The sequence below is a fragment of the Verruconatronum alginivorum genome, assembly GCF_056590205.1.
This window is the reverse complement of sequence record NZ_JBWPVQ010000001.1, coordinates 3649118-3666266: the sequence shown is the minus strand read 5'-3', so window position 1 is coordinate 3666266 and position 17149 is coordinate 3649118. Positions and strand designations below refer to the sequence as shown.

The window sequence follows — 17149 nt, the reverse complement described above, 5'->3', positions numbered from 1 at the left end:
GCTACCGTTTACCGCCGACGACGGTAAACGGCCGCGACCAAGGTCAGCAACCCGAGACCGAACGCATAAGCGCTCGGTTCCGGAATCGCCATCACGGAAAAATCATCGATGCGGACCGTGCTCCCGTTATTGGTTCCGTCCGACAACGCCACTAAACGGAAAAAGACGCTTTCCTGATTATCCAAGCCAGTCAGCTGGGTAAGGTCGGCGCTCCGGAGGCTTCCCGCATGGGTGGAGGTGCTTCCCCAGGAGCCGGACGGAATCGTAAAAGATTCGCCCGCCACCAAAAACTCGTCTCCATCTATGCTGTATTGGAGTTCCCATTCTCCGGGGGAGGACGTACTGCTCCGAATCATCGCCCAACTCAACGAAAGCCCCGAATAGCCGAGGGTGCTCACTTCGAACTGATAAAAGTCACCGGCCGACCAGCGGTTCGAGTTGAGCGACTTTGCCGATCCGTTTCCGACGGGACTGCTCCAGGAGGTCAAAGAATCCGCATGAAAACCAGTCGCCGCGCCATATCCAATATCAGGAGAGATCGGGCCGACCGACGACCCGGTGACGTTTTCCCCGAGGTAATTCTCTTCGAACGTCCAGGAGGCGATCAAGAACGGCGCCGGGGGTTCGGAGGCGATTAGCGTCAAGGCCGGAGAACCGGCAACCAGCAGGAGAAACGGGAAGATCTTCTTCGCGGGGTTCATAGGGGTATATTCGTTTTTTCAATACGTTAAAACCCCTTGATGCGCGGGAAAACGATCCCCGTCAACTCCAAAAAAAAGAAAAAATCAAAAAACCGGAAAATCTCGACAGATCAATCCGACGACTCGTCCGGGAACAGCGCTTCGGTGACTCGAACCAATTCGTCGGCCAATTGTTTGATCCGCTTGTCGAGTTCCTCGTCGATGACATTTTCAGCCCCAAAAACCAACCCGGGCGCATAAACGAAACGGGGCAGCACGAAACTGCGGAAATCGAGCATCAAGCTGTTCAAGAACGACATCCCGCCCATATAGCTGCTCCGACCGCCGGCCGCGCACAACAAACCGACCACTTTTCCGGTCCAGGCCCGACCGGTCAGCTCCACCACATTTTTGGCGGCGGCACTCAGGTCGTAGTTATAAATCGGTGACGCCAACACGATTCCACGGGCTGCGTTCACTTTCTCCGCCAGCGCCTTGGCCGAAGGATGCGAATACGCCGTGGTGCCGTCGCACAACGGCAATTCGAAATCGGCCAGATCGACGAAAGCGGTTTCAGCTCCGGGGAGTTTTTCCTCCAATCGACGCGCCAACAACCGACTTAAACTCCGGGGATGCAAACTGCAACTGATGATCAAATACTTCATGGTAAAATAGCGCCGCGAGATCAGACGAAATCACTGGTCACGAGCAAAACCGTCTCCTCGTCCGCCACCAGTTCGAAATCCCCCGCGAAGGGCAGCAGGAAATTGTCGCCCCGTCGGGCCTCCGCGGGTTCCTGATCTTTCCCGCGAATCGAAATCCGCCCTGACACCAGATGCACCAAACGCGGTTCGCCTCCTCCGGGATAGCTCAAGCTCCGACCCGGCGGCATCCGATACTTGCGAATGACGAACTCCCGGCACTCGGCCAAAACCGCGTCTCCTTCCACCGGTTCCTCCGGTCGCGGCTCAATATCGTCGAAATCGATCGAAGCGAGCGACGCCTCCACGTGCAATTCGCGCGGTTTGCCATCCAGACCGGTCCGCCCCCAATCATAAACCCGGTAGGTGGTGTCGGAATTCTGCTGGATCTCAAGAATCAGGTTTCCGGCGTCGATCGCGTGGATCTGCCCGCTGCGCACCAGGATCGAATGCCCCGCCCGCACCGGGAATCGATGGGACAATTCCTCCACGGTGTTTTCCCGAATGGCTTGTTCGAACCGTTCCCGCGTGGCGCCCCGTTCCAGACCGACGATCAGGTGGGCTCCCGGCACGGCTTCGGCGATATACCAGTTTTCCGTTTTCGGCTCGCCCCCGAGTCGCGGGGCGATCTCCGCCGGAGGATGGACTTGGAGACTCAGCCGGTCCTGGCAATCGAGCCACTTGACCAATACGGGGAACGGTCGGTCAGGGGAAAAATTCGGTCCCATCACCTCTGCCGGTGCCTCTTCGATGACCTGCCGCAACGATTTTCCCCGGGCCGGTCCCCGGGCGATGATCGATTGCGCCTCGGGGCGATCGACGATTTCCCAACTCTCCCCGATCTTTTTGCCAGCCGGTAGCTTGCGTCCGAGAGAGGAGGCGAGTCCTTCCCCTCCCCAGACACGTTCCTGATAAATTGGCTCGAAAAACAGTGGCGATCTCATCAGCGTTCGGTTTTTACATTGTTCTTGGCAAAGCCGTCAATTGACAAAAGGCTGCCCCAACTGAGGTTCATGGCAAAAGCTAAAGCAAAGGAAAAATCTTCAACACCGAGTTTCGACAAACCGCACAGCGGCTGCCGGCCTGTCTGGGCGTGCGTGTTCTTCGTCCTGGCGCTCTGGGCCCTAGTCTCGTTGTGGCATTTCGACCCGGAACAAAGCACCCGTCTTACCACCGACCCGACGGCTGAAAATCTCGGGGGCCGTTTCGGCGCCGAATTAGCCTATTGGAGCTTTTTCCTCCTCGGCGGCGCCGGATGGCTGGTCGCCGCCGGCAGTTTCTACCTGAGCTATATGTTCCTCATCTTCCCCCGGCAACTCGGGGTGCTCAAGGTAGTGGCCCTCTTGACCACCGCACTCGCCACCTCGGTTCTGTTGAGCATGCAGCCGACCCTGTTCCAGGACGCGGAAATCTACCGCCGGGGTTCCGGCGGCGCGGTCGGCAGCCTCGTTTACGAAAACCTCCTCCGCTACAACTTCGGGGTCTTCGGTTCCCTTCTCGCCACCTCCATCGTCAACATTCTTTCCCTGGTTCTCCTTTTCACCAACAACATCGGGGAAGCCGCCCGGAAATTTTTTTTCCATTACGGCGAATGGAAAACCGAGCGGGCCGCCCGGAAAGCCGAGCGTCGTGAGGCCCGCGAAAAGGAGCGGGAATTGAAGCGGGTGGAGAAGGAAAAGGAACGGGAGCGGAAGCGCAAAGAGAAGGAGGAGCGAGCCAAACTCTCCGCCAAAGAGAAGTTGGAACGGGAACTCGAAGGCGACAACCCGATCGAAGTGGCAGCACCCATCCCCGCCGCCAAGCCCAAACCGTCGGCCCGGGCCGCCCGGGCGGCTTCCGCCCGCTCCCCGGCAGTTCCACCTGCCACCACCCTCGAAACCGCCGAGGAACCGGCCGATATTTCCCCGCCGTTGCCCCGCCCGAATCCGAAAGCGATCCCTCCGCCCCAGGTGGAACCGCCCGCCCGCGAGTTGCCGAAGCCAAAAATCATCAAGAGCGAAGCTCCCCGCAAAGCACCGGTGAAACTCCCGGAGCGCCAGGGCGATTACCATTTCCCGACCCTCGATTTGTTGGCCAAACCGGAGCCGGTCGCCACCGACGACCGCGAAAACCACGAGGACCGGGCCAAGGCGCTCATCCACACCCTCGCCACCTTCGGCGTGGAGGCGACCGTCGACGAGATCCACGTCGGACCGGTCATCACCCGTTTCGACATCCTGCCCGCCCCCGGCACCAAGGTTTCCAAGATCCAGGGCCTCGAGAACGACATTGCCATGGGCTTGAAGGCCCTCGCGGTCCGCATCCTCGCCCCGGTCCCGGGCAAAGGCTGCGTCGGGGTCGAAATCCCCAACCGCCAACCGCAACCGGTCTGCCTCCGCGAGATCATCGAATCTGAGGATTGGAGCAGCTCCCGAGCCGAGATTCCGATCGGACTCGGCAAAGACGTCAGCGGCAAGCCGCTGGTCGCCGACCTCACCAAGATGCCCCACCTCCTGATCGCCGGATCCACCGGTTCGGGAAAGACGGTCTGTATCAACAGCATCATCGCTTCCCTGCTTTATCACGCCAGTCCGGAGCAACTGCGGTTTATCATGGTCGATCCGAAGATCGTGGAAATGAAGGTCTTCAACGACCTTCCCCACATGCTGATCCCGGTGGTGACCGAACCGAAAAAGGTTCCCGGCGCCCTCAAATGGCTCCTCACCGAAATGGAGCGCCGCTACCAATGTTTCGCCACAATCGGCGTCCGCAACATCGCCGGATTCCACGCCTATCAGAAAAAAAAGGCGGAACGCGAGAAGGCCGCCCAGGAAGCCGCCGCCGCGGAGCCGAACGAGATCGACGGCAACCTCCCCGAGGCGATCGCCCCGGAAGTCGAACCCGAGGAGGGAATGGAAATCCCGAAAACCCTTCCCTACATCGTCTGCATCATCGACGAGTTGGCCGACTTGATGATGGTCGCTCCGGCCGAAATAGAAACCGGGATCGCCCGCCTCGCCCAGCTCGCCCGGGCCGCCGGCATCCACTTGATCCTCGCGACGCAGCGTCCGTCGGTAAACGTCATCACCGGCGTCATCAAGGCCAACCTCCCCTCCCGGATCTCCTTTAAAGTCGCCTCCAAAGTCGACAGCCGCACCATTCTCGACACCGGCGGCGCCGACACCTTGATCGGCCGGGGAGACATGTTGTTTCTCCCCCCGGGATCCTCGCGCCTGATCCGCTCCCAAGGCGCCTTCGTCTCCGACGACGAAATCACCGACATCGTCGAATTCCTTAAACGAAACGGTCCGCCTCAATTCGCCGAAGAGGTCCAGCGCCAGGTCGATTCCGGCGGAGAAGAGGACGAGGATGGCATGGGGGGCGGCGAGGAAAGCGACGAATTGTTCCAGGACGCCCTCGAAGTCCTGCGCACCACCAAACGGGCCTCGACCTCGATGCTCCAACGGCGTTTGCGCATCGGTTACAACCGCGCCGCACGAATAATGGAACTGATGGAACAACGCGGTGTCGTTGGACCCGAAAACGGATCGAGTCCGCGCGAAATTCTCGTCGATCTCGAATCTTTATGATCGGCGCCAACGCAGTCCCTGTCCGTCGAACCTGTCAACCAACCAAGATCAACACCTTCTTCGATTTTCATTCGCTTTCCCGATTGATCTTCCAGAAGCAAATCCTTTAATCAGCTCTTTATGCAATCCATCGGCGAAAAACTCGAAGAGGCCCGCAAGCGGCGCGGCATTTCCCTCCGCGAAGCTTCCGAGGTAACCAAAATCCGCAGCGAATACCTCGGCGGATTCGAGACCAATTCTTTCGACCTGAACATCCCGGAGGTCTACATCCGGGGTTTTTTGCGCTCCTACGCCAAGTTCCTCAAGCTGAACGGCGATAAAATCATCACCGACTACAACGCCTACAAGATGGGCGAAAGCAAGGTCGCCCGCACGGAAAGCCGCGAATTCCTCGGCCGAATGGATCTCGCCCCCGAATCCGGCGGCGAGTCGGGGAAACCAGCCGACGCCCCGGCGGCCTTCACCCCGCGGCAGCCCCCCGCCCCGGCGAGCGCCACTGAAAGCGGACTGGAATACAACAATTTCGACCGGGCTTCCCTGATCAAAGGAGGTGCCGCCCTGGCCGGCGCCGGTGTCTTGGTCGCCGTCATCATCTTCGTCGTCCTCGCCGTGCTTCGCTCGGGTTCGGACGAACCCGTGACCGCCGCCGAACCGACCCGCGTCGGCGAGGAACTGACCTTGATCGCCAACGGCGGCGACATCCTTTCCGTGACCGTCACCGAGGTCTCCACCCGCCAGGAACTTTTCCGCGGCCCTCTTCCGTCGGGCCAACGGCAACGGATCCCATTCGAGCAACAGACCGAAGTGCGGATTTCCAACTCCGAATTCCTCGACCTCGAACACAACGGCGAACGGGTTCCCCTCGGCGCCCGCCGCGGCCCCGGCCGGATCATTTATCCGCAGAACTGAGGGCGCGTGGCGCGTGGCGCCAAGCGCATAGACGATAGCGGATAGACGATAGACGATCAGGGAGGCCGGGTTCGCGGGCTCTTGCTACCTAGAGGGTATCCGAAAAGGGTTTCGGGCGTTCTGCTTGGCTGAAACAGCGGTGACACACCCCACCATGCTCGCGCATGGTCCCCCCCTCTCAAGAGGGGAACTGCTTACAAAAAGATCCCCTCTTGAGAGGGGGGGGACCGCTCGCTAGAGCGGTGGGGTTTGTTTCCGGGCCGGTCCGGTCACTGCAAACCCTTTTCGGACTGGACCTACCTACTCCCCGCGGTAGGTCATCGCGTGACACAAGGCCACCCCGGCCGCGTCGGCTTCGTCGAGCGCCAAGGTTCGGCCATGGCCGAGCATCCCCATCACCGTCTTGGCCATCTGCTCCTTGCTCGCCCGGCCGACCCCCACCACCGCCTGCTTGACCCGCAACGGGGCGTATTCGAAAACCGGTTTTTCCCCGACTGCCGCCGCCGCGATCGCCGCTCCCCGGGCCGCCCCGAGGATCTGGGCGGTCTGGAAATTCTGGACGTAGATGGTCTGCTCCAACGCCACGTGATCGACCAGATAATCGCGCACGATCCGATCCACGCTCCGGAATATCTCTCCCAAACAATCGGCCATCGTGGCGGTCGACTTCAGACGAAGGGTCCGACTATGCAACAAGACCGCCGGCTTTCCCGGCATAAACTCGATCAGCGCCAACCCGGTTCCCCGCAAACTCGGATCGATCCCGAGCACCTGCCCGCGAAACGGCTTCCGCCGCCCGTCCATCTGAAACGAACCGGCGGAGGGTTGCAGTTTGCCTTCGATTTTGGCTTTCCAGAGATCGCGGACGGATGTGCGGGCCATTGCCCCACTTAAAGAGCAAACTTCCGCCGGAGGGTCAAGGCGCCGGAGCTCACAGCGAGACCGCCAACAACCGGGCCGCCGCCACCACGGTGAACAAAAAGGCCAACCGCTCGAACAAACGTTGCTCGATGTAACCGAGCACGAACCGTCCGGCCAAGGCGCCCCCGAGGACGAACGGAAGCAACTGCAAATTGAAGAACAACGACCCGGTGTTGATGATGTCGAGATTCACCCCAAACGGCACCTTGAAGAGATTGATCACCAGGAAAAAAATCGCCCCGGTCCCCATGAATTCCATCTTCGGCAACCGCATCGCCAACAAATAGAGAACCATGATCGGCCCCGCCGCGTTGGAAACCATGGTGGTAAATCCGGCCGCGATGCCGACCCCGGCCGCGAAGGCCGGATGCTCCGGAACCGGCGGCTCTCCGCCGTGCCGGGCCTTGTAAATCCAAACCCGCCAGATGTGCAATCCCGCCAACGCCACCAACAAAAAACCGGTGATCGCCCCGGTCTCCCGGTCCCCCACCCGGCCGAGAACCAGGAATCCCGCAACCACCCCCGCCGCCGTCCACGGAAACAGCCGCCACAGATAACGCCATTGGGCGTGCCGCCGGTAGTAAAGCACCGCCACCACATCGGCGCAAATCAACATCGGCAGCACCACCCCGACCGCCTGTTTCGGCGGCAAAATGTTCGCGAAAATCGCCACCGCCAGAATCCCGACGCCGCCGATTCCCGTCTTGGAAAAACCGATACAAGCAGCCCCCAGTAAGGCCAAACCCCATTGCCAATACTCCACCGGCAACATTTGCCACCGCCCGCCGACGATGGCAACGGCGAAGTCTCCCGGATTCTTCATCAAACCCAGGCATCGAGTTGACGTTTTAACCAATTTCCATCATTATCTCACAGACTGTGAGGTTCGGACAGCCAACGTCGCCCGCTCACTTCCCCTTTTCAACCAGATGAAAACCGCCAACCCCAAAACAACGGCCCCCCCCAGGGCCCGCCCCCGCCGCATGGAGCGCAATGCACCCGCCGTATCAACATCCGCAGGCGCAAGACCGCTCCAGGAAGGCTTGCGGGTCGAGTTCAAAGCGGCCCGGGACGCACTGCCGGGAAACCTTTTCGACACCGTTTGCGCCTTCCTCAACACCGACGGCGGCACGATCTATCTCGGCATCGAGGACGACGGCAACGTCACGGGTGTCGACGAACGCTCCGTGGCTCGGCTCAAACGCGAAATCGCCGACTGCTCCAACAATCCCCAAAAACTCGATCCCCCTTTCCTGCTTTTCCCGCGGGCTGAGCCATTGGACGGCAAAATCATCATCGTCCTTCATGTTCCTCTCAGCTCGCAGATTCACCGTCACAAAGGGGAAATTTTCCTTCGCAGCGAGGATGGCGACTACCGGGTCAAAGGCACCCATCAACTGGCCGGACTCTTGAATCGCAAACTCGGCATCTTCCCCGAGCAAACCCCCTTGCCCTCGTTTTCGCTGGATGATCTGCGTCCCGAGCTCTTCGACCGGGCCCGCGAACTGATGCGCGCCCGGAACCAAAAGCATCCTTGGCTGGCCCTCGGCGACACCGAACTGCTCCATGTCGCCGGCCTCCTTGCCGAGTCCTCCACCGCGCACACGCCCGTTCTCACCCTCGCCGCCATTCTTCTCTTCGGCAACGACCTCGCCATCCAGCGCGCCGCCCCCGCCTACAAATTCGACTGTCTCCTTCGCCGCCGCAACCTCGACCGCTACGACGACCGGCTTATGATCCGCACCAACCTCATCGACGCCTACGACCTCATGATGGGCTTCGTGGAGCCTCAACGACCCCTTTCATCTCGAAGGGGACATGAGCATCAGCCTGCGAGAGCGCATCTTTCGCGAAGCCATCTCCAACATCATCGCCCACCGCGACTACCGCAACGCCACGCCCGGCCGCCTGCTGATCTACGAGGACCGCGTCGTCCTCGACAACCCCGCAACGCAATATTTCCACCGCCCCATCACGCCCGACAACCTCGCCTCCCACCCGAAAAACCCTTCCCTTTGCAAATTTATGATCCAGCTCGGCCGCTTCGACGAACTGGGCTCCGGCGTGATCAACATCCACAAATACCTCCCCGCCTACACCAGCGGGGCCCACCCCCTCTTCGAAGATACCCGGGAAGGTTTCCGGCTTACCTTGCCGCTAAGACCAGCCATGAAAGCCAGGGCTCAGTCGGGACTAGAGTCGCCAACACGAAGCGATGAGCAAGTCAGTGAGCAAGTCGGTGAGCAAGTCGGTGAGCAAGTAATGGTGATACTCCATGCCGCAGCTCAATCGCCGCGCACGAAAACCGAGCTTCTTAAAGCGGCGGGCCTCGCCTCGGTCTATGTGAATTACAAGCGTCACATTCTGCCCCTACTCGATGCCGGCCTCATCGAGCGCACCCTTCCCGGGAAACCGACCAGCCGCCTGCAAAAATACCGCCTGACAGCAGCCGGGAGAAAGACACTCGAACAACCACGACCACTCTAGCCTCATTAGACTAACCCATAGCGACTATCCCTCGCCACACCGCGCCCGCCACCGTTCGCGGCCGGATTCAGTTCAAAACGATTTCGCTTTGCAAAACGTAGGTGTCGGTCAATTTCGGGCGCTTTTCGACTTGGTCGAGATAATTGAAAAAGTCGTCGGGGGTTTCGAAAAGATGCCCCTTCTCGATGTAACTGTCGGTCGTGAAGGGTGAAAACCCGCGGGGGAAAATCATGTAGCGGGTTTTCATGTAATCCCGGGCATGACCGAGTTCGTCCATCATCCCGGCGGACAACGGGGGGCGCTCCGGATACGGATGGATCGCCACCACGGCATGCACTTTGCCGACATACCAATGAAGGTCCCGATGAACCGTGTAGGCGTAAATCGCCTCCTTGTCGGCCACGGTTTTGAATTCCTTGCCGATTTCCACCGTCTGCGGATCGACCACCACCGCGTATTCCCGGAGGCGGCTGATCACTTGGTCGACCACCGCCCGCATTTCTGGCGTGCCATACGTCATTGAATAACTGACGTAAACCACCCACGGATTCTTCTCGGTCGCCAGTTTATAAAGGCATTCCGGCGGCTCCCCGATCGCCACGACATAGTGGGGAATCCCCATGTATTTCGCCCAATCCTCCGAGAGGGAAACTTCCTCGTTCATCCACGACAGAATCTCGTAAATGGTGTGGTTCCGTTCCTTCAACGCCTTCAGGAACCGGTCGGCCCCGGCCAGAGTTTCCAGCTTCTTTTTGATCACCCATTCCGCGTCGATCAACGTGACGATCAAATCGGGCCGGATGAAGTCGCGGATGATCCGATGGTCCTTGAACTTGCGGTTGATCCGGTTCCACTCGATGGTGGCCGGCGCCCGGACGATCACATGCTCGTATCCGTGGGTGGCGATTTCGAATCCGATCTTCTCATATTCCCGCTCCCGGGTCAGCTCGAAGACGTAATCGGTCGTCCCCAACAAACGTTCCAACGGCTTCTTTCCGTCCTTGGTAAACTCCTTGATCGCGTCGAAGACCTTGATTTGTCGGCCGTTCTGCACGCCGAGCTGAACGACTTGATCGATGTAGGTGGCATCGTCCATGCCCGCCGCCATTCCCGTGACTAAAACTCTCATCCCTTTTCGCTCCGGTTGGTGGGCTCTCTCAGCGGCTCGTCTCTTCGACGGACACCAATTTCCCCCGGACGAACTCCAGACGGGCCCGGGTATAGACGTTTTCCACCGTCCGGTCGAGATACATGGCCGGACGGACGGGGCGAAACCGTCCGTATTGGTCATGCACCCGGACGGTTTCCGTCGTCAGAAACCGTCCTTGGTAAATCCACACCTCCCCTTCCGAATCGGCCGTCCTCCGGGTCACTTTCCGGTCGGGCGCGCCCAAGGCCAGAAAGACCATCTCCGGCGAATAACCGATCTCAACCCGCCCGGCCCGGATCGTCTCCTGCTCATCGGGCGAGAGGGTTTCGAAGAAACTCTGGTTCTGTTGGATCCGTCGTTCGGGGGTAGCCGTCGCGCAACCGCTCAGGCCGACCGCCAACAGGGCGACCAGCAACACTCCGGCCAAACCGCGCGCCGTCCGGCGAAAGCCGGTCTTTTCGTGGGATATTTTCATGGTGATCACGATTGCATTGAATACTACCTGGCGGAACTTTCAATGCCGATCACCCGTCCTTGCGAAAAGGTTACCCGCATCCGTTCCTCCGCCCGGCCCCGGCCGCCGGAACCGACCGATACGCCGCCGCCCATGGCCGATCCGCGGCCGCCGACACTGGTGCCGACACCGACCGACAAACCCGACATGCCGCCCCGGGCGTGATACGACCAAACCAGACGCTCCCCCTCGGCGGTCCGCTCGGTGAAACGGCGGTCCGGTTTCCCGAGGGCAACCAGCACCATCTCCTCGGTAAACCCGAGATCGACCTCCCCCGCCTCGACTTGCGCCCGCTCCTCGGGAGTCAGGCTCTCCATCAGGTCGGCGTGACTCCTCGCCCGGGTTTGCGGAGTGGAACAGGCGGCCAGGAGAGCGACCACCAACATCGAAAAAATCAATTTAATAACCATAGAATGAACTTCAGTTGCGATTGGACACTTGTTGACCCGCGGCCAAACCGGTATCTTGGACACTCGCGGGCGGAATAAGTTGCCCGCCCGGAAACCAATCAGCAACACCGACAGCGAAAAAGAATCATGAAACTGACTTACCTTGGACATTCCTGCGTCTTCATCGAAAGCGGCGACCATCGGTTGATCGTCGATCCGTTTCTCACCGGCAACGACTCCGCCACCGTCTCGGCGGAGGAGGTCAAATGCGACTTCGTGCTCCTCACCCATGGGCACGACGACCATGTCGGCGACACCCCCGACATCGCCCGCCGCAACGATGCCACCATCGTCGCCAACTTCGAAATCGCCCAATACTTCGGCTCCCAAGGCCTGAAAACCCATGGCATGTACCACGGCGGCGCCCATCAATTCCCCTTCGGACGGGTCAAATTCACCATCGCCCATCATGGCTCCAGCCTCGGCTCCGACGCCGGCCGAATCGCCCTCGGCAACCCCGCCGGACTCCTCATCACCATCGATGGAAAAACCATTTACCACGCGGGCGACACCGGACTCTTCCTCGACATGAAGCTGATCGGCGAACTCGACCGCATCGACGTCGCCCTCCTTCCGATCGGAGATAATTTCACCATGGGAATCGCCGACGCCGTCAAAGCGGTCGAGTTCCTGAAACCCCGCATCGCCGTCCCGGTCCACTACGACACCTGGCCGATCATCGCCGCCGACGGCGAAGAGTTCGCCCGCCTCGCGACCGCCGCCGGAGCGACCGGCAAATGCCTCAAACCCGGAGAGTCCCTCGAGCTCTGAGTCATCTTCGCCGTCGCAAGAGGTAGCGGGGTTGGCTCCGCCCCGGCAAAGCCGCCCCCCTCGATCCCCGCCGACGGCTTGAATGGTCGAAAAATCCCGCCCAAATCGCCCTTCCTCGATTAGTGGTTTGAAATCTGGCTTTAGGGACTCAAAATCCGGTCGCATGGGCTATCCATCGCCACCTTCGTTTCTGACCGAGAAAACAATCGACCGGGCCGACCTCGCCGATTCCGGGCAAGCGCTCCTCCGCTGTTACAGCTGGATGCACCTCGCCCGCATCGCCGACAACCGGATTCTCGAACTTTTCCGCCAAGGGCGCATCCGCGGGACCGTCGCCGGCGGCCAAGGCAACGAAGGCTTGGTCGTCCCCATCGCCTTGCTGGCCGACAAGGAAATCGACACCGTCTCCTTCAGCCACCGCGGCCTCGGCGGCAAACTGATCTGGAGCATGGAGCTGGGCGACCACCTCAGCCACTACCTCGCCAACAGCGGCAGCCCCACCCACGCCCGCGAAGGAAACGTCCACTACGGCGATCCTTCGGCCCGCTCTTACCCGATGATCAGCCACCTCGGGGTGATGCCCTCCAACGTCCTCGGCGGCACCGATTCCCAGCGGCGGTTCGACCGCAAGGCCGTCGGTTTCACCTTCTTCGGCGACGGAGCCAGCAGCACCGGCGACATCCACGAATGCATGAACATCGCCACTTTGTTCCGCCTGCCGGTCCTGTTCGTCATCGAAAACAACGAATTCGCCTACTCCACCCCCGTCTGCGAACAATACGCCACCACCGACCTGGTCCGGCGGGCCGCCGCCTACGGCATGGAGGGAATCTCCCTCGACATCGCCGACACCGAACATGTCCTCCGCACTTTGTCCGAAGCGATCGACCGGGTCCGCGAAGATTGCTTTCCGATGTTGATCGAAGCCCGCTCCCTCCGCCTACGGGGCCACGCCGCCTACGACACCTGCGACTACGTCTCCCCGGAATTGGTCGCGGAATGGGAGTCCCGCGACGCCCTGCCCAAACTGCGGGCCCGCCTGGTCGACGCCGGTTTCGAAGATGAGTTGAAACAACGCGAATCGACCTTGGCCGATTTCCTCGAAGAATCGGTCGAAACCGCCTTCCGCCATCCACCGGCGAAACCAAACGGCATGTTCGACGACGCCTTCGCCCCGACCCGCCGGGAAGTCGCTTGGAAAACCGACGGTCCCCGGGAGAAGTTGACCGCCGCCCAAGCTTTGCAACGCGCCCACCGCAAGATTCTCCGCGAATGCCCGGAGTCGATCGTTTTCGGCCAGGACATCGCCACCTACGGCGGCGCCTTCAAGGTCACCGACGGACTCTACAAGGAATTCGGCCGTCAACGCGTAGTCAACACCCCGGTGGCCGAATCCGCCACCACCGGTTACACCATCGGACTCGCCCTCAACGGCCACCGCCCGATCCTGGAGTTTCAATTCGCCGACTTCGCCACCGACGCCACCACCCAGATCATCCTCAACGCCGCCACCTACCATTTCCGCTCCGGCGCCAAAGTCCCCCTCGTTTTCCGCCTCCCGTGCGGCGGCGGACTCACCTTCGGGTCGTTCCATTCCCAGGAGCTCGAAACCCTTTTCCTCCACATGCCCGGGTTGAAAGCCCTCTATCCAAGCACCCCGCAGGACGCCTACAACGCCCTCCTCGCCGCCTACGAGGACGACAACCCGGTCATTTTGTTCGAACACAAAGGCCTCTACCGCCGCCTGAAACAGGAGGTTGGTTTCGATCCCGATTACCGCTCGGTCTGGCAGCCGCGCCAGGTGCTCACCGGCGAAACCGCCACCATCGTCAGCTACGGCGAAATGCTGTTCGAAGCGACCGCCGCCGCGGAGTATTTGAAAACCGAATACGAATACAGTTTCGACCTGTTCGACCTGCGGGCGCTCTCCCCCCTCGATCTCGATCCGATCCGGGAATCCCTCCGCAAAACCCGCCGCCTGGTGGTGGTGCACGAAGGACGGCGCAACGCCGGGTTCGGAGCGGAATTGGTGAGCCGACTCACCGAGGAATTGTTTTTCGAAATGGAGGCCCCGCCCCTCCGCATCGCCTCCGCCGATATCCCGGTGCCGTTTGCACCGGAGCTCGAAGCGGCCTATCGTCCCTCGCGCGATAAAATCATCGAAGCCATCGTCGCCTGGACCGAAGCCTCCGCCTGATGAGACCGACCACCGAAATCACTCATTATCTCCGCCCGTTTTGGGCGGTCCTTCTCCTCCTCGGCCTGTTTCTCGCGGGCTGCGTCACTCCGGGGGAAACCGAGCGACCCGAACGCCTCACCGGCGAAGACGATCCGCTCGCCGCCCCCGGTTTTCAGCTGATCGGGACCATCACCCTGGTCGATCCGGAAGAAGAGATCGCATTGATCCAGGTCCGCTCGGCCTCGACCCGGCTCGCCCCACAAATGGTCTCCCGCAACGAAACCCTCGAAGAAACCGCCCGCCTCGAACCGACCCGTTTCCAACGCGGCCGGACCCTCGGCGCCCGCATCCTCTCCGGCCTCCCCAACGTCGGTGACGAAGTTTACATCCAACCGTAAAAGAACGTGAAACAGACATTCCTGTCTGTCCGAACAGGAGCGTGACACAGACATTCCTGTCTGTTCTTGTCCATCCGGTCTTCACGCCGCACGCTCCAACGCCATTTCCGCGGTCCGGACCCGCAAGTAATCCCCCAACCGACGTTCCCCCACGGACGGCGCGATCGCATCCGCTTTGAACAACTCCTGGAAGAAGGCGAACTTCGCCCGAAACCCGGCGTCATACAGGCCGAACACCGGATGCGCCGCCGCCGCCAGGAGCCCCGGCACCCGCAAGTGCTGGCCGCAACCGGTGTGACGGCAAATCAGCTCTCCAATTTCATAACGGGTGAACACCTCCGGACCGCCCGCTTCCAACACCCGTTCCCCGCCTTCTATCCGATCCAGCAACATCCCTGCCACTTCCTCATGATGGATCGGATTCGTCCGGGATTCGCCCCGGCCAAGAGTGATCGCCACCCCCTTGAACGCCATCCGCAACAGGTCGTCGAACACATTGAAAAAAGCGACCGGCCGCACAATGGTGTGGCTGATTCCGGACACCTCCAACGCGTCCTCGAAGTCCCGGTGGACCCGCACCGGCTCGAATCCGGAGAAACGCTCGTCCCCGAACATGGAAACATAGAGAAAGCGCCGAACCCGATGCCGGACCGCTTGAAGCAGGAGATTCACGTTGCACTCGTAATCGACTTCCCGAAACGAGCGCGGATCACTGCGAAACGGACTCATGCTCTTGCCCAACCCCGAAAAGACCGCATCGACCCCGCGACAACACCCGTCCAACGCCGCCCGATCCCGCGCGTCTCCCACGAACACTTCGTCCGCCAGCTCCTCGACCGCTCTGGCCCGCCGGTCGCTGGAAACCAGCGCCCGCGTCCGCACCCCCATTCCCCTCAATCGAACCAGCGCCGTCCGCCCCACCGATCCGCTCGCCCCCGCCACCAAAACCGTTCGCATTCCGCAACCCTACCGCCGCCCGACCGTTTTCTCAACACCGCCGAAACCAAGTCCCGATTGGCTCCCCTCCTAACCTGCCGAGGCCTTGGCGGCCAAATCCTTTAGTGCCTCCGGAATCATCGGAAATTCCCAATCGAAACCCGCGTCCCGCAGTTTTCCCGGACGAATCCGGCGGCTCTTCAAGATCAACTCGGTCTCGGTCCGAAGAATCACCGCGCCACATTCGAGCATCCATTTCGAAGCGGGCAATCCGATCGAAATTCCGAGACTCTTCCTCAGGGCGGCCATGAAGAAACGGTTGGTGATCGGTTCCGGAGCGGTCACGTTCACCGGGCCCGCCAAATCTCCTTTGACAATGAATTCGATCGCCCGACAAAAATCTTCCACATGTATCCAGGAAACGAATTGCGTCCCGGTTCCCATCTTCCCGCCCAACCCCCACCGGCTCAACCGGGCCAGAACCGGATAGACACTGTTCTCCCCATGACCCAACACCATGCTGGTCCGAAGAATCACCTGACGCTCGACCGCCTCCCGCCACCGTGTCGCTTCCGCCTCCCACGCCCGGCAAACGTCCACCGAAAACCCCGAACCGAACTCCTCGGTTTCCTCGTCCATCGCCCGATCCTCCGCGTAACGGTAGATGGTGGCGCTCGCCGCATTCACCCAAACCCGCGGCGGCGTCGGGCAATCCGTCAAGGCCTCCCCCAGGAGGCGGGTCGGCTCCACCCGGCTTTCCCGAATCGCCCTCCGGTTTTCCGCATGATAACGGCAATCGACCGACCGTCCGCACAAGTTCAAAAGTACGTCGGCCTCAGCCAACGCGCTCTCCCACGGACCCCGCGACCGTCCGTCCCATTGCACCGCCCGCGCGCCAGAGTAAACGCGATCGGGATTCCGACTCAACACACCCACTTCCCAGCCCTTCGCCAAAAAATGCCGGGCCACCGCAGCACTCAGGAATCCGCTTCCCGCAATCAATAAGTTCTTCCTTTTATTCATGTTTAGTCTCTCCAGATTGAGGTTCGATGCCACATCCGGGTTGCGGGGCGCTTTCAAGCTGACGTCTGAGCCGGACTTCATCGGTGAACCCGGCGTCAGTCGACAGAAGATCCCGTCGATTGCGGCTGATCCAATTCCAGAACCGTCCGACGTGGGGCCGCCACTTCGGTTCCGCAAGGCGAATACTCCATGGCCTCCATCTTCGAAGCGCCCAAAGGATCAGGATCCACGCGTTCGTCCCTCGGTAAACCGCCCCCTCGTCGGTGAAGACGACCAGATCCCTGCCCGGCTCATACTTCTCCAAATCAGGAAAATCCTTCCGGGTGACCGGCGACCCCAACGGCCGGAATTCGATTCTCACGTAGGCCGGCTCTTGTTCCACCCACCTGCGGCAACGTTGGCAAAACGAACAGGTTTCATCATAGAAAACAAACAAGGTGTTCATCGCCTCTCCTCCATTAC

General features: G+C 60.7%; 17 protein-coding genes and 1 pseudogene. 7 read left to right on the top strand and 11 right to left on the bottom strand.

Annotated features, from left to right (window positions below; translation table 11 throughout):
• Positions 1-8: 8 nt before the first annotated feature.
• The 3 genes from ACWUI2_RS13030 to ACWUI2_RS13020 form a co-directional block, all read right to left on the bottom strand.
• Complete coding sequence (locus ACWUI2_RS13030; protein ID WP_486983287.1) at positions 9-701, bottom strand: hypothetical protein; 693 nt, start codon at positions 699-701, stop codon at positions 9-11.
• A gap of 110 nt (positions 702-811) precedes the next feature.
• Positions 812-1345, bottom strand: a complete 534-nt coding sequence (locus ACWUI2_RS13025) for an NADPH-dependent FMN reductase (RefSeq protein ID WP_486983286.1) — start codon at positions 1343-1345, stop codon at positions 812-814.
• A 20-nt stretch (positions 1346-1365) separates the two neighbouring features.
• The gene (locus tag ACWUI2_RS13020) at positions 1366-2325 is read right to left on the bottom strand and encodes a type I phosphomannose isomerase catalytic subunit (protein ID WP_486983285.1); all 960 of its coding nucleotides are present in this window, start codon (positions 2323-2325) and stop codon (positions 1366-1368) included.
• A 69-nt stretch (positions 2326-2394) separates the two neighbouring features.
• On the opposite strand from ACWUI2_RS13020, the gene ACWUI2_RS13015 reads away from it, so the two are divergent.
• Positions 2395-4950, top strand: coding sequence for a DNA translocase FtsK (locus tag ACWUI2_RS13015; protein WP_486983284.1), 2556 nt, complete (start codon positions 2395-2397; stop codon positions 4948-4950).
• Positions 4951-5070: 120 nt separating this feature from the next.
• On the top strand, positions 5071-5859 hold the full coding sequence (locus ACWUI2_RS13010) for a helix-turn-helix domain-containing protein (protein WP_486983283.1): 789 nt from the start codon (positions 5071-5073) through the stop codon (positions 5857-5859).
• A gap of 300 nt (positions 5860-6159) precedes the next feature.
• On the opposite strand, the gene ruvC is transcribed toward ACWUI2_RS13010, so the two are convergent.
• The gene (ruvC, locus tag ACWUI2_RS13005) at positions 6160-6741 is read right to left on the bottom strand and encodes a crossover junction endodeoxyribonuclease RuvC (RefSeq protein WP_486983282.1); all 582 of its coding nucleotides are present in this window, start codon (positions 6739-6741) and stop codon (positions 6160-6162) included.
• Positions 6742-6790: 49 nt separating this feature from the next.
• Positions 6791-7603 (bottom strand): sulfite exporter TauE/SafE family protein, encoded by an 813-nt coding sequence (locus ACWUI2_RS13000; RefSeq protein ID WP_486983281.1) that lies wholly within the window; start codon positions 7601-7603, stop codon positions 6791-6793.
• Between ACWUI2_RS13000 and ACWUI2_RS12995 the strand changes: the two are divergent.
• Both ACWUI2_RS12995 and ACWUI2_RS12990 read left to right on the top strand, forming a co-directional pair.
• A pseudogene (locus ACWUI2_RS12995) lies at positions 7572-8102 on the top strand (AlbA family DNA-binding domain-containing protein); the annotation flags it as partial. The gene ACWUI2_RS13000 and the pseudogene ACWUI2_RS12995 sit on opposite strands and share 32 nt — an antisense overlap.
• 496 nt (positions 8103-8598) lie before the next feature.
• Positions 8599-9267, top strand: a complete 669-nt coding sequence (locus ACWUI2_RS12990) for a Fic family protein (protein ID WP_486983280.1) — start codon at positions 8599-8601, stop codon at positions 9265-9267.
• Between the two features lie 67 nt (positions 9268-9334).
• Here the strand turns inward: ACWUI2_RS12990 and ACWUI2_RS12985 are convergent, their stop codons facing one another.
• Genes ACWUI2_RS12985 through ACWUI2_RS12975 form a run of 3 tightly spaced genes read right to left on the bottom strand, consistent with a single transcriptional unit; the run spans position 9335 to position 11341 of the window.
• Positions 9335-10396, bottom strand: coding sequence for a hypothetical protein (locus tag ACWUI2_RS12985; RefSeq protein ID WP_486983279.1), 1062 nt, complete (start codon positions 10394-10396; stop codon positions 9335-9337).
• Positions 10397-10424: 28 nt separating this feature from the next.
• Complete coding sequence (locus ACWUI2_RS12980; protein ID WP_486983278.1) at positions 10425-10892, bottom strand: hypothetical protein; 468 nt, start codon at positions 10890-10892, stop codon at positions 10425-10427.
• A gap of 23 nt (positions 10893-10915) precedes the next feature.
• On the bottom strand, positions 10916-11341 hold the full coding sequence (locus ACWUI2_RS12975) for a hypothetical protein (RefSeq protein ID WP_486983277.1): 426 nt from the start codon (positions 11339-11341) through the stop codon (positions 10916-10918).
• Positions 11342-11467: 126 nt separating this feature from the next.
• On the opposite strand from ACWUI2_RS12975, the gene ACWUI2_RS12970 reads away from it, so the two are divergent.
• The 3 genes from ACWUI2_RS12970 to ACWUI2_RS12960 all read left to right on the top strand — a co-directional run bounded on the left by ACWUI2_RS12970 (position 11468) and on the right by ACWUI2_RS12960 (position 14728).
• On the top strand, positions 11468-12151 hold the full coding sequence (locus ACWUI2_RS12970) for a metal-dependent hydrolase (RefSeq protein ID WP_486983276.1): 684 nt from the start codon (positions 11468-11470) through the stop codon (positions 12149-12151).
• Positions 12152-12314: 163 nt separating this feature from the next.
• Positions 12315-14348, top strand: coding sequence for an alpha-ketoacid dehydrogenase subunit alpha/beta (locus tag ACWUI2_RS12965; RefSeq protein WP_486983275.1), 2034 nt, complete (start codon positions 12315-12317; stop codon positions 14346-14348).
• On the top strand, positions 14348-14728 hold the full coding sequence (locus ACWUI2_RS12960; protein ID WP_486983274.1) for a hypothetical protein: 381 nt from the start codon (positions 14348-14350) through the stop codon (positions 14726-14728). The genes ACWUI2_RS12965 and ACWUI2_RS12960 overlap by 1 nt, the downstream gene beginning before the upstream one ends.
• 81 nt (positions 14729-14809) lie before the next feature.
• On the opposite strand, the gene ACWUI2_RS12955 is transcribed toward ACWUI2_RS12960, so the two are convergent.
• From ACWUI2_RS12955 to ACWUI2_RS12945, 3 genes are all read right to left on the bottom strand, one after another.
• Complete coding sequence (locus ACWUI2_RS12955) at positions 14810-15685, bottom strand: SDR family oxidoreductase (RefSeq protein ID WP_486983273.1); 876 nt, start codon at positions 15683-15685, stop codon at positions 14810-14812.
• Between the two features lie 69 nt (positions 15686-15754).
• On the bottom strand, positions 15755-16687 hold the full coding sequence (locus ACWUI2_RS12950) for a TIGR01777 family oxidoreductase (RefSeq protein WP_486983272.1): 933 nt from the start codon (positions 16685-16687) through the stop codon (positions 15755-15757).
• The gene (locus ACWUI2_RS12945; protein ID WP_486983271.1) at positions 16680-17132 is read right to left on the bottom strand and encodes a thiol-disulfide oxidoreductase DCC family protein; all 453 of its coding nucleotides are present in this window, start codon (positions 17130-17132) and stop codon (positions 16680-16682) included. The genes ACWUI2_RS12950 and ACWUI2_RS12945 overlap by 8 nt, the downstream gene beginning before the upstream one ends.
• Positions 17133-17149: the final 17 nt, after the last annotated feature.